At 45.5% G+C, this 13,211-nt stretch carries 9 protein-coding genes and 1 other RNA gene; 8 read left to right on the top strand and 2 right to left on the bottom strand.

Annotation, left to right across the window (positions count from 1 at the left end):
* The first annotated feature begins 182 nt into the window (after positions 1–182).
* The 7 genes from NSS67_RS10125 (at position 183) to rnpB (ending at position 6,974) form a co-directional block, all read left to right on the top strand.
* Complete coding sequence (locus tag NSS67_RS10125) at positions 183–662, top strand: DUF188 domain-containing protein (RefSeq protein ID WP_339319417.1); 480 nt, start codon at positions 183–185, stop codon at positions 660–662.
* A gap of 39 nt (positions 663–701) precedes the next feature.
* Complete coding sequence (gene dnaG / locus NSS67_RS10130; RefSeq protein WP_339319418.1) at positions 702–2,522, top strand: DNA primase; 1,821 nt, start codon at positions 702–704, stop codon at positions 2,520–2,522.
* A gap of 40 nt (positions 2,523–2,562) precedes the next feature.
* Positions 2,563–3,696 (top strand): RNA polymerase sigma factor RpoD, encoded by a 1,134-nt coding sequence (gene rpoD / locus NSS67_RS10135; RefSeq protein ID WP_042130309.1) that lies wholly within the window; start codon positions 2,563–2,565, stop codon positions 3,694–3,696.
* 107 nt (positions 3,697–3,803) lie between these two features.
* Entirely contained in the window at positions 3,804–4,628 is an 825-nt protein-coding gene (locus NSS67_RS10140) for a hypothetical protein (RefSeq protein ID WP_339319419.1), read from the top strand.
* A 5-nt stretch (positions 4,629–4,633) separates the two neighbouring features.
* On the top strand, positions 4,634–5,404 hold the full coding sequence (locus NSS67_RS10145; RefSeq protein ID WP_339320560.1) for a class I SAM-dependent methyltransferase: 771 nt from the start codon (positions 4,634–4,636) through the stop codon (positions 5,402–5,404).
* Positions 5,380–6,495, top strand: coding sequence for a Nif3-like dinuclear metal center hexameric protein (locus NSS67_RS10150; RefSeq protein WP_339319420.1), 1,116 nt, complete (start codon positions 5,380–5,382; stop codon positions 6,493–6,495). Before NSS67_RS10145 ends, NSS67_RS10150 begins: the two co-directional genes overlap by 25 nt.
* 63 nt (positions 6,496–6,558) lie before the next feature.
* Positions 6,559–6,974, top strand: an RNA gene (rnpB, locus tag NSS67_RS10155) — RNase P RNA component class A.
* Positions 6,975–8,263: 1,289 nt separating this feature from the next.
* Here rnpB and NSS67_RS10160 read toward each other — a convergent pair.
* On the bottom strand, positions 8,264–9,484 hold the full coding sequence (locus NSS67_RS10160) for a PLP-dependent aminotransferase family protein (RefSeq protein ID WP_339319421.1): 1,221 nt from the start codon (positions 9,482–9,484) through the stop codon (positions 8,264–8,266).
* Between the two features lie 93 nt (positions 9,485–9,577).
* On the opposite strand from NSS67_RS10160, the gene NSS67_RS10165 reads away from it, so the two are divergent.
* The gene (locus tag NSS67_RS10165; RefSeq protein ID WP_339319422.1) at positions 9,578–11,017 is read left to right on the top strand and encodes a PLP-dependent aminotransferase family protein; all 1,440 of its coding nucleotides are present in this window, start codon (positions 9,578–9,580) and stop codon (positions 11,015–11,017) included.
* Here the strand turns inward: NSS67_RS10165 and NSS67_RS10170 are convergent.
* Positions 11,014–12,951 carry a S8 family peptidase gene (locus NSS67_RS10170; protein WP_339319423.1) on the bottom strand — a complete coding sequence of 646 codons (1,938 nt, stop codon included), beginning with the start codon at positions 12,949–12,951 and terminating at the stop codon, positions 11,014–11,016. The genes NSS67_RS10165 and NSS67_RS10170 overlap by 4 nt on opposite strands.
* Between the last annotated feature and the right edge of the window lie 260 nt (positions 12,952–13,211).

Genomic DNA, 13,211 nt, shown 5'->3' on the forward strand with positions numbered 1-13,211 from the left:
AAGGACAGCTTTTTGAACAGCCTCTAAAAGAAAAGTTTGTGTCTTATGGTATAGATTGTTGGTTTGGGGTATAAATATACGGAACGGTGCCAATGCGTCATTTGACATCCGTTCCGTATTTATGCATAGAAAGAAGGATTTCTTGCGGTGAGGGCGTATATATATTACACAGGAAATTGGTGATGATCATGGAGAAGTCCCGGTCTAGGACCATAGTAGTGGATGGGGATGCTTGTCCGGTCAAAAAAGAGATCGCTGAGGTAGGTCGCACCTTTGGTGTGCCGGTACTGATGGTATCTTCTTATGACCATGCACTGAAAGCTGAAGAGGGTGTAACGGTTGTGCAGGTGGACCGAGGAGATCAGAGTGCTGATCTATATATTGCCAATTATATTTCTGCAGGAGATGTGGTATTGACTGGGGACTATGGTCTCGCAGCACTTGCACTCGGCAAACGTTGCAGTGTGCTTTCTTTTCGTGGCCAGGAATATGACGATTCCAAAATGGATTTTATGTTGGAGGGTAGGCATGCCAGGGCCGTGGAACGAAGACGGGGACACTACTCTAAGGGTCCAAAACCTATAACGGCAGAAGAAAAATTATATTTTCAACATAAAATGACAAAACTTTTAATACTTTTGCAGGAGAATGTGGAGCAATAGCGAATTATATTTATTTGTTAAGAATTGAAGGTGGTTGAAGTGGCTAGCGGACACGGGAATATTCCGGAAGAGGTTATCGAAAGCGTGCTTGCGCGTCATGATATTGTCGATACAGTCGGTAAGGTTGTCCATTTGTCCAAGCAGGGGAAATATTTATGGGGCCTCTGCCCGTTCCATTCGGAGAAAACCCCTTCCTTTACAGTTACCCCCGACCGGGGAGTGTTTCATTGCTTTGGCTGCGGCATGGGTGGAAATGCCATCAAATTTAGGATGGAAATCGAAGGATTAACCTTCCCCGAAGCCGTCAGAATAATGGCTGAAGAAAGTGACATTCCCGTTCCTGAAGGTAAGGGAGGCCTGATGTCTCCTCCTGATCCGGAACGCGATCGGTTGATTCAAGCTTATGAATGGTCGGCAAAGTTTTATCATTACTTGCTGAAGAATACGGAACACGGCAAAGCCGCAATGGAGTATTTAAGAGCCCGGAACTTCAGCGATAAAATGATTGACCAGTTTCAGATCGGATATGCTCCGGACCGCTGGGATACTTTGCTACAGTTTTTGGAGAAACGGAATTTTGACCTTGCTGAAATGGAGAAAGGCGGACTCTTGTCTGCCAGAGGTGAGGGCAAAGGGTATATAGACCGTTTCCGTGGTCGAATTATTTTTCCGATTGCGAACCGCACAGGAAAGGTGATTGCTTTTGCTGGAAGAATTCTTGGAGAAGGTCAACCCAAGTATTTAAATTCTCCAGAGAGTAGATTGTTTAACAAAAGCCGGATTTTATACAATTTGCACCAGTCCAAAGCATCCATCCGCAAAACGCGGCAAATCGTCCTCTTTGAAGGATACGGAGATGTCATTTCGGCCTGGGAAGCAGGTGTGCATAACGGTGTAGCAACGATGGGGACATCTTTGACTGAAAGTCATGTAGCGCTGATGAAGAGTCTGGCTGATGAAATTGTACTGGCTTATGACGGTGACCGGGCAGGACAAGCAGCTGCTATGAAGTCCATTCCAATGCTTGAAGGAAGTGGCCTGCGTGTGAAAATTGCCTTACTGCCAAGCGGGCTCGATCCAGATGAGTTTATCTCCAAGCATGGTGGAGAAAGGTTTATGGATCAGGTTATTGATTCTGCGGTTTCATCCATAAAATTTAAGCTTATATATCTGAAAAAAAACCATATACTCCTAGAGGAAGATGGCAAAATTGCCTACGTTAAAGAAGCTTTGGAGGTCATTGCTTCACTGCATTCCTCGACCGAGAGAGAGGTTTACCTAAGGGAAATCGCTTCTGAGCTGGAACTTTCATATGATAGTTTGAAGCAGGATTGTAATTTACTTAGGGCATCGATGCAAAAAAACATCCCTGAAGGGGATAATAACGACAAAAGGTGGAATAATGGTAGGCATAAAAAAGGGCAAGTGCAGACACCAACTTTGCTGCCCGCTTATCATGTTGCGGAACGGCGTCTACTGTCCTTTATGATTCAGGACCCAGAAGCCGCTACGTATGTGGGTGAACGCCTCGGAGAAGAGTTCAACATCGATGATCATGCGGCAATTGCCGCTTATCTATATGCCTATTACGCGCAAGGCAAACCACCCGGCATTAGTCGGTTTCTATCATCGCTTCAGGATGATCGTCTGGAGAAAACTGCAACATCAATTTCCATGATGGATACACCTCCAGACTGGAATATGCAGGTGCTGGATGATTGTATTCGTGAAGTACGGAAATACCCACTGCAGCGCAAGATGGATCAGAAGCGTGAAGAGATGATTCAGGCGGAGAAGTCAGGTGACTTTTTGCGTGCGGCACAAATAGCAAGTGAGATTATAGCCCTAGAGAGACAATGAAATGTTGACAGGATGTACCTAGGGAGGAGGGAGTCGAATTATGGCGAACGATCAGCATACTGAATTGGAAGCAGAATTTACTTTGGATCAGGTTAAGGATCAGCTTATTGAGCAAGGCAAGAAAAGATCATCATTGCTATACAAAGATATTATGGAGAAATTATCGCCGTTTGATCAAGACCCCGAGCAAATGGAGGAGTTCTATGAACAACTCAGTGATTTGGGGATTGAAGTTGTAAACGAGAACGATGAAGAGGTTAACAGCCTCCGGCCAAATGAGGACAATGAGGACAAAGAGGGCGATGAGTTCAGCTTTGATGATGATTTGTCACTTCCACCTGGGATCAAGATTAATGATCCAGTCCGTATGTATCTGAAAGAAATTGGACGCGTTCCACTGTTGTCGGCTGACGATGAAGTTGAACTAGCTATGCGGATTAAAAATGGAGACGAAGAAGCAAAACGTCGTCTTGCAGAAGCAAATCTACGTCTCGTAGTAAGTATTGCTAAACGTTATGTCGGACGCGGCATGTTATTCCTCGATCTGATTCAAGAAGGTAACATGGGTCTGATCAAAGCGGTAGAGAAATTTGACCATAATAAAGGGTTCAAATTTAGTACGTATGCAACTTGGTGGATTCGTCAGGCCATTACCCGCGCGATTGCGGATCAGGCACGTACGATTCGTATTCCTGTACACATGGTTGAGACGATCAACAAGCTGATTCGTGTCTCTCGTCAATTGCTGCAAGAACTGGGACGTGAACCTTCGCCAGAGGAAATTGCGGCTGAGATGGAGCTGACGGTTGAGAAAGTCAGAGAAATCATGAAGATTGCCCAAGAGCCAGTATCGCTCGAAACACCGATCGGTGAAGAAGACGATTCTCATCTGGGAGATTTCATTGAGGATCAGGAAGCCTTGGCTCCTGCGGATGCAGCTGCTTATGAACTGCTGAAGGAACAGCTGGAGGATGTACTGGACACGCTCACGGAGCGTGAAGAGAATGTACTTCGTCTGCGTTTTGGCTTAGATGATGGCCGGACGAGAACGCTTGAAGAAGTCGGTAAAGTGTTCGGTGTTACACGTGAACGGATTCGCCAGATTGAAGCTAAAGCATTACGTAAGCTTCGTCACCCTAGCCGCAGTAAACGGCTTAAGGATTTCCTCGAATAGTATTTCATGAACTGAACCTTCTGCTGCTCAGTGGCAGGAGGTTCTTTTATTTGAATTTACGACCCTAAAAGTGCTGACCATGTGCATCTGGAAAGAAGGATGAGCCAGTGAATTTGGAAAAACGCGAAATTATTATAAAAGAGATTCAGTATTGGAGAAATAACAGATTGCTGCCAGAGCAGTATTGCGACTTCTTAACCAACCTGTATGATGATGAAGCTGCGGCTAAGGATAACAATCCAATTTCGCTGAAGAATCTACAGCAGGGAAACATCAAAATTTGGCTGTTTGGTTTTGGAATTATTTCCTTGATTTTCTTGATTAGTCTTTATTTTAGCGTTTTTCCCTGGCCTTTGCAACTTGCAACAGCACTATCTGTATTAATTATCTGTTATGGATACTCAGCGGTTTACAGGGACCGAAATCAGGTCATTAGTCTTATCCTAGCGGGGCTGGGAAGTGTGTTAACGCTTGGTTTTGGGCTATGGATGATTGCTTTGCATGATCTTGATCCTCAGCTCTGGAGACCGATTCTGATTGGTGCCTGCGGCTTGATATGGTGTATTCTGGGATTTGCACTCCGGATCGGCTTGCTGCAGTACTGCGGTTATGCCTTTTGGGCATTACTATATGCGGGATTCTTCGGTGGAAAGCGCCCTGAGGCTTCGATGCTAGAGCTTGAGCTCTTATGGCTTCCACTCAGTGTAATGATGGTGTGGCTAAGCTGGCTGTTGCATCACAAAGTTAAAGGCGTCGCTAGTGTTTTTTTTGCAGTGGGAGTATCTCTATGGATCATGCCAGAGCTTGATGCTCTTTTACTGAGACAGGATTATCCACAGTGGATTTCGTTTATGCTAATTTTAAAAATTGCGGTAGGCTTAGCCCTGCTGTTCTTGTTTCGAAAAAAATGGATAATGTGGGTGGCAACATGAACAATGTGAAATTATCAGATCGGCTTCAGCAATTGCTGGAGCAAATTCCGCAAGGAAGCAGGTTGGCAGACATCGGCTCTGATCATGCTCTGCTTCCTGTAGCTGCTGTAGAAAGCGGTAAGGCTGTATTCGCAGTAGCAGGTGAGGTAAACCCGGGTCCTTTTGATGCTGCTTGTAAAGGCGTTGCAGAGGCCGGACTAGGGAAGGTGATCTCGGTGCGACGAGGGGATGGCCTTGAGGTACTAGAACCTGGTGAAGTTAATTGTATCACGATCGCTGGTATGGGTGGCGCATTAATTGCTTCAATTCTTGATCGCGGACAAAGCCAAGGCAAGCTAAAGGATGTTACAACACTGGTACTTCAGCCGAATGTAGGCGAGGATATTTTGCGCCGCTGGCTGCTAAATAATGACTGGGTTCTTATAGCTGAAAGTATTCTTGAAGAAGACGGCAAGCTGTATGAGGTGTTAACGGCTGTACCAGAGGATGCTAGCGCTGGTATTACGAATGCTAATGTATATCGAGAGGTAACGTTAGGCGATTCTGCTTTGGTTCGTGGTCAGGACACCTTGCTACAGATGGGACCTTGGCTGATCCAAGCATCGAATGATGTGTTTTTTGCCAAGTGGCAGGGAGAGATTCAGAAATTGGAAGGCATTCTGACATCGTTGTCACGTTCAGAGCTCGAATCTGCGGAGAATAAACGGAAATTAATTCGAGACCAGATCAAGGAGATTACGGAGGTGCTGCAATGCTTGCCAAAGGACAAACAGTAATTCAATATATGGAGCAGCTGGCTCCGAAGCATTTAGCCGAAGAGTGGGACAAAGTCGGTCTGCAACTAGGTTCCTTACAGAAAGAAATAACTAATGTGCTGGTTGCTCTCGATGTGAATGATGAAGTCGTCGAAGAGGCAATTAGTCTCGGCTGTAATCTAATCATTGCCCACCATGCGATTATTTTCCGTCCGCTACAAGGGATTCAGACTGATACACCGATGGGTAGAATGTATGAAAAGCTGATCAAAAATGACATCGCGGTATACATCAGTCACACTAATCTGGATGTAACCGAAGGTGGAATGAATGATTGGATGGCGGAAGCTCTTGGCATAGAGAACGGAGTGCCTATCAAAGACATTCACTCAGAGCAATTGTCAAAGCTGGTTGTGTTTGTGCCTAAGGATCATCATCAGAAGGTGCTGGATGCCATCCTGAACGCTGGAGCAGGGGCAATCGGCAACTATAGTCATTGCAGCTTCAATATCGAGGGATATGGAACTTTTATTCCGGGAGAAGGCACAGATCCTTATATCGGGGAAAAAGGTAAGCTGGAACGTGCCGAGGAGATTCGTATTGAGACGATCGTCCCGCATACCATTCGCAATAAAGTGGTACAGGCTATGCTTAAGGCTCACCCTTATGAAGAGGTTGCCTATGATTTGTACACGATGGATCTCAAAGGCCGCAGCTTAGGGCTTGGGCGAGTTGGAAAGCTCAAAGAGCCTACAACACTTGGGCAATTCGTTGAGACGGTAAAAAAAGGCCTGAAGGTAGACCATGTGCGTGTTGTGGGTGATCTGAATCGTCCGATTCGTAAAGCCGCAGTTTTGGGAGGTTCGGGCGGAAAGTATTATAACAGTGCTATTTTCCGCGGTGCGGATGTGTTGGTTACGGGCGATCTGGATTACCATACAGCACAGGATGCTGTGCTCGCTGGTATCACTCTGATTGATCCGGGACATAATGCGGAGAAGATTATGAAAGAGAAGGTTGCGGAGTGGATGACTAGGAAACTGGTGGAGCATAAGTACGGTACAGCTGTACATGCTTCGCAGGTGAATACGGAGCCATTTCAGTTCCTGTAAATTACCAAGGAATAAAGCTTGTGCCGGACATGTGATGTCTGTATAATATATAATGTTGTTCGGAAAGTTTGACAGACAATCGCCGGTGACGTGAAGACGTCACGGGAGGAAAGTCCGGGCTCCATAAGGCAGGATGCTGGATAACGTCCAGTCGGCGCGAGCCGAAGGATAGTGCCACAGAAATGGACCGCCGATGGCCGCCTTAGGGCGGCACAGGCAAGGATGGAACCGAGGTGTAAGAGACCCCGAGGAACGCTGGTGACTTCGTTCCTGGTAAACCCCATCTGGAGCAAGACCTAATGAGACGCAGCAAATTCCTTTATTGGAATAGGCAGCCTTAGCCTGAGGCGCGTCTAGGTTGGTCGCTGGAGCTGTGCAGTAATGTACGGCCTAGATAGATGATTGTCGCTTATGGTGGGAGGGTAGTTCCCGATCGAACCACGACGAGCACAGAACCCGGCTTACGGCAAACTTTCCTAACTGCAACGTTATAATTACAATGTATACACAAATAGCGACGTATCCTGGGTGACCGGAGTACGTCGTTTTTTTAAAATAGAAGTGAGTATAAGTTTCAACGTCGGAATTACGAGGAAGGCTTTTTTGTATAGGAAATACATCCGTAGCTGCCCATAGCTACTGACCGGAGCATATTTCTGACCTATTTATAGGGAGCAATTCCCTATAATCATGAATTTCTAGGGATAATCAGATTATTATAGGGAGATTTTCTCTATATTGTTACGTAGCGTAAACGGCTGGTCGAATGACCAACTATGCATGAGATAGGGCATTGCTTTTGTTGTAGATTGTTTGTTCTGGCAAGAAGATATGTAGAAAGTGGGACATGTGTAACATGGGAAATTATCAGATTTGCGGGTTCTGCGGACATTTATATGAACGAAACAATAAGAGGATGTGCAGTAGTTGTGATGAGATGTATCAGAGTATCAGGCGTATTGTAGAGACTTCACCCGACACGATGGTATTAAACATATCCCTTCAAACAGGGGTAAGTGTCAGTCGAATCATGTCTTTCGTTGAAAATGGTTATTTTAGGCTCAATAAAGATAGTATAGAAGTGTCTAAGAAGTAGATTAGAAAATAAATAACCCGGCTTTCCCATCCTATAAAGGATGAAGAAGCCGGGTTATTTAAATAGCAGAAAGTATAAGTTTCACGCAATACTCTATGTCTTATATTTCTCGCAAAAACGATTACCGTCCTTTAAGGACAGTAATCGTTTTTGCTTAGTACACAATCCATGGTTATTTGTTCGTGTGGTAACGGACTCAGATGCAACTATATGCGCATTTTAAGCGTTTTGGAGGGAGTTTCGGACTGGAGGGACATTATTTATCATAATTAGGGGGCATATCATGCCATTTCAGTCATATAACGACCCAAGAGTCCGTTAGCATTTCAAAACAGCGTAATTGTTGCAAATAAGGGCTCTGGTGTCCGAACGCAAATTTGGTCGCAATAAAACTGCATTATCTCTTTTCTATAGGGTTTACAGACGAGAATAGTTGAAGTTTGCGCAATTACATTAGCCTAACATACGCCGAAAGCTCTAAAAAATGTTTTTAGCTGCACAGAGTGATTGAAGATCGGTTAGGACAGGCCTGAGGTAAATGAAAGCACCCAAGTAGAATACAAGGGGACGGATGTCAACAGCGATTGGAATCCATATCCGTCCCCCCATCCCTGCTGAAGTGTTGGATTTACTCCAGATTTTTAAAGGTCGTAGGTGAAGTTTTTCTTATGATTACGACATTACAGAGCTTTGACTCTCCCGCCATTGAACTAGCGCGTTCTCCAGACGTTTCACAGCGAGTGGTACGAGCTCTGGTGGCGTATGTGTGAAATTCAAACGCATTTTGTTCTTGATGGGCTGAGCTGAATAGAACACCTCGCCGGGAACGAAAGCAACTCCGTTCTCTACCGCTAGAGGAAGTAATTCTTTCGTGTTGATCTCTTGGGAAAGTGTCAGCCATAAGAACATACCACCCCGTGGCTCCAGAAAATGAGCGTCTTCCCAGTTATGTGATCTGATCTCCGCGGACAAGCGCTTCATTCGAGAATAATATTCTCGTGAGATGTTACGGATATGCTGATCAATATCGAAGTGCAGCAGCAGTTCATTTAAAGCGCGCTGGTCAATGGTGCTAGAATGTAGATCAGCTGCTTGTTTTGCCTTGGCGATGGTCTTGATGAGATTTGAATCGCCGATAATCCAGCCGGTACGCAGGGCAGGTGCGACGATTTTGGAGAAGGTTCCAGTGTAGGCGACACAGTAATCTCCCCCATAGCTTCTGTCGATGGACGCTAGTGAGGCTGGATGAAGATCTTTATTTTCATCAAAGGTTATTTCTCCGTAAGGATTGTCCTCCAAGATAAGAACATTGTAACGGCGGCAGAGTTCAACTACTTTCTCACGGCATTCCTTACTCCAAGTTGCACCTGAAGGATTATTGAAGGTCGGAACTGCATATAGGAGCTTTGGTCGGAGCTTCCGAATTTGATCTTCCAGGTGGTCGGGCAGAATGCCATGCTCGTCGCTATTTATTGTATGAATATCAGCTCGGTAAGAACCGAGCACCTGTAAGGCTGCTAGATAAGTGGGAGCTTCAACAAGGACAGCATCACCGGGATCAAGTAGTACTTTACATAGTAGATCTATGGCTTGCTGGGAACCTGTAGTCAGAACCATCTCAGATGCTGTAACTGGAATTCCTTGCCGAGTAAGTCTTTCGGCGATTTTGTCACGCAGTGGAGTAAAGCCCTCGGTTAGTCCGTATTGTAGCGCTGAGGGATCGCTGGAGAGCACACGGTTATAAGCGTTCCGTACGGCCTCCAAGGGAAACAAATCCTCCCCAGGCAGCCCGCCTGCAAGTGAAATGATATCATTGCCCTGTGTAACTTTTAGAATCTCGCGCACTGCTGAAGATCCTAGATGATTGGCTGCTGTTGAGTATTTGATATCCATAAATGAGTTCTCCACCTTTCGATTTGGTGCTATCATAATAGGAGTGCTGTATAACAGTAAAGCGTTGAATATAACAGTGGAGGTGAAGGGTTCATGCATATCGATTTGATTCGCAGCGGCAGTAAATCTCTGCCTCATCAAATCAGTGAAACCCTAAGTCAGCGGATCTCATCAGGACTGCTCCAGCAAGGTGTCCGGCTGCCCTCCGTGAGAAGTTTGGCTACAACTTTAAGTGTAAGCCAGGTTACGGTAAGCAAGGCGTACGCTGTGCTTGAGAAACGGGGACTTATTTACTGCAAACAAGGTAAAGGCTGCTTTGTAGCTGACCCTGAGCACACTAAACGTCAGGTAGATGGCCGCTGGCAGGATTTATATGATGATTATTTGCCTCGAGCTCAGCTGTGGCGCAATTTTGATTACTCTGAAGTGAAGTATCCCTTTCATATAGCTGCAATTCACAGTGAGCTACTGCCGCTCAAAAATATCGGTGACTCCTACGCATCATTAGTCACTCAGCAGCCGGAGCTTATGGCCACCTATGGGAACTTTCAGGGTGATCTGGAGCTGCGAGGAATCATGAGAGATCACTTGAAAACACGTGGAATTACACTCACTTCCTCCGATTTAATGATTACAAGTGGAACACAGCAAGGTATTGATCTGGTGGCACGTACATTTGTCGGCCCTGGAGACACGGTGTATCTTGAGGCTCCCAGTTATACTGGGGCTATTGATGTTTTTGCAGGACGAGGTGCAGAGATGATCTTTGTACCTACAGACAGTGAAGGAATGCGGGTGGACATCCTTACTAGGATGTGTGATCAAAGACCACCTAAGCTAATTTATACAATCCCTACCTATCAGAATCCGAGCGGAGTAACCATGAGTATGGCAAGAAGACAACGCCTGCTGGAAATCGCTCGGAGTTACCGTTGTCTTATTGTAGAGGATGATCCATTTAGTGATTTATATTTCCACACGCCCCCGCCTAGGACGATCAAATCGATGGATTCCGAAGGGCATGTAGTTTATATGAAGAGCTTCAGTAAAGTTATAGCTCCCGGCTGCAGAATTGCCTGTGTAGCCGCTGAAGGGGATATTCTGTCTCGACTCATCGCTGCTAAGTCTGCGAGTGATCTAGGGAGTCCACTGCTCACTCAGCGCGCGGTAATGCCGTTCATCGCCGGCAAGTATGAATCGTACGCTGCGCAGTTACGAATTACACTCCGTGGCCGCATGGAAAAGGCGGCGAGGCTTCTTAAGCTCTACGCACCACCTGGGGTAAACTATATTCTTCCAGAGGGAGGTCTTAATCTCTGGCTGGAGCTTCCAGCTTCTCCCGATATCGCAAGACTGCATGAGCTGGCTGAACAGGAGAGCATTTCTTTTTTACCTGGTGATGTCTGTTACTCCGCGGAGACCCCTTCCCGGCATATCCGTTTGTGCTATTCACAAATGAATGAGACGGATATGGAGGAAGGGTTACGGCTATTTCTCCGCTTGCTTGGCAGATTTTTGCAGGTGAATGGTTAAGGGGTGTTATTTAATCGTTGTTTCAATTGATTCAGTTGTTGTTGCACATGCTGTGGCCATAGCTGTAGTGGAACCTGATTGCCACTTGCGGCTTGCAGTGTTTTATAGATATCGACCTGACCCCAGCCAAAATATTTGTCATGACCGGCAGTGCCTAAATCAACTGCATTTTTGGTCATGAGCTCCATGACTTCCGTATTCGTTAAATTCGGATTCAGTGAACGCACCAGACCAGCCAGCGCAGCGACATGAGGACTGGCCATCGATGTACCGGATAAAGCGGCATACTGGCTATCAGGGTAAGTGCTTGCTATGCTTTCTCCGGGTGCAGCGACATCAATATAATCGCCATAATTGGAGAAGGAAGCTTTTTCCCCTGAAGCATTCGTTGCAGCTACTGCAATCACTTCGGGATACGCAGCTGGGAATCCTGGGCGTTCTGTATTATCGTTGCCTGCAGCTGATACGAGGACGATATCTCGATCGTAGGCATATTTGATCGCGTCATGAAGAAACTGGGAATCCGCATAGTTACCTAGACTTAAGTTAATGACTTTCGCACCGTTGTCAGCTGCCCAAATGATTCCTTCTGCTACGGAATAAGTAGTACCTGCTCCTGAATTATCGAGCGCTTTTACCGGAAGTATCTTGTTGTACCAGCTGATTCCTGCTACTCCTTCTCCGTTGTTGACCAGTGCACCTATAATTCCAGATACATGTGTGCCATGTCCTACATCATCTTCTGGTGTGGAACCATTGGTAATCGCATTATACCCGGTCATAAGCTTACCCTTTAGATCCGGATGATTGATCTGAACTCCGGTATCCACTACGGCCACGATCACTTCTTTACTTCCCTTGGAAAGATTCCAGCCCAGCTCCGTTTCGATCGCCGGCAAATTCCATTGGTAAGTGGAGAATAACATGTCATTTGGAGTAACAGTTCCCTCTGCGTTTTTAGTTATGGCATCATTGGTTAAATACATATAGTGAGGCTCTGTATATGCGGGATGCCATTTATTGGTGAAATAGTCTTTGAGCTGATAATAAGTCAGCTTCTCTGAACGAAAGATATAGGCATACCCAAGCTTACGTGGCTGCTTACCACTGATGTCTGCGGTTATCGTCTGAAGCTGCGCCGGGGTAGGTGAGTTGTTGCGGAAGCGGACGACAATTTCATTCTCATAAAAATGGCTGGCATTTTCGTTATCATGACCTGTCTTGACGGTGATATCCTTTAAATTGTCGGTATGCACCGATTCTACGCGGTATTTACCTTCCTTTGGATAAGGAATGAGACGCAGATTCTTCAGCTGATGATCCGCCACACGCCCAAGCACCTTTTGGTTAATAAGTGCGATGATGCCTACATTTTTTTCTTTGTTCCGCTGAGCGATAAAGTAATATTTCTCTTTACCGATTGTAAACGTTGGAGATTCATAGGATTGATGACCACGGATGGCTGATTTCGCCGTCTTAAGATATTTCAGCAGCTGTTGATTCTCCTGTTCGGTTCCTTGAGGAAATGAGGAAGACTTAAAGGTGTCGGATTTATGGTTGCGAAAATCGATCCACATCAGCATGGTGATAAATCCGTGGTTCTGCTGCAAACGTTTCGCATACACTGATTTATCATGAAGCGAAGCAATTCCATCCGTTTCAGAGAGGAGCTTAGTCAAATGTTTGCTGACATCCACTCTATTTAGGTGATCCGTCGCATCAACATCTTGAGATAAGGAGCTTTTTTTTAATGATTTTTCCTGTGTTAGATTTGGTGCTGAATGTAGAGCTGAAGTTGGAGCAGGCTTTGGTCCAGCGACATTAGCGACTTCTCTGGTCGTCCCATTAGCGGCAGGACGCAGCGCAAAGGTAAGTAATAGAACCGTGAACGCAGCTGTTACCAGACCTGCAACCGTTAGATTTTTTCGTGACATGATTTCCGCTCCTCTACGCATTGTAATGTCTATAGGTTTAGAAGAGAGTGTATGTTTTATGCATCTTAGAAAAGGATACCTTCCTAACGTTTTTTATGATAATATCAAAGGGAATAAGCATCTCGAGTTCGCATCCTGATTTGCAGGAGATACGTCATTAGATATTCTTTAATTTTCAGAAGGTTAGACTTCTCTGTGTTCGCATCCTGATATTGCAAGAATAAAGAGATACGTCTAGAGACTATTTCTTCATAGGATTT

The organism is Paenibacillus sp. FSL R10-2734, from assembly GCF_037963865.1.
GTDB lineage: Bacteria > Bacillota > Bacilli > Paenibacillales > Paenibacillaceae > Paenibacillus_AQ.

Coding starts and splice junctions, on each gene's coding strand:
- NSS67_RS10160 (WP_339319421.1), bottom strand. CDS start 9,484: ATGGATATCAAATACTCAACAGCAGCCAATCATCTAGGATCTTCAGCA.
- NSS67_RS10170 (WP_339319423.1), bottom strand. CDS start 12,951: ATGTCACGAAAAAATCTAACGGTTGCAGGTCTGGTAACAGCTGCGTTC.
- NSS67_RS10125 (WP_339319417.1), top strand. CDS start 183: ATGATCATGGAGAAGTCCCGGTCTAGGACCATAGTAGTGGATGGGGAT.
- NSS67_RS10165 (WP_339319422.1), top strand. CDS start 9,578: ATGCATATCGATTTGATTCGCAGCGGCAGTAAATCTCTGCCTCATCAA.
- NSS67_RS10150 (WP_339319420.1), top strand. CDS start 5,380: ATGCTTGCCAAAGGACAAACAGTAATTCAATATATGGAGCAGCTGGCT.
- rpoD (WP_042130309.1), top strand. CDS start 2,563: ATGGCGAACGATCAGCATACTGAATTGGAAGCAGAATTTACTTTGGAT.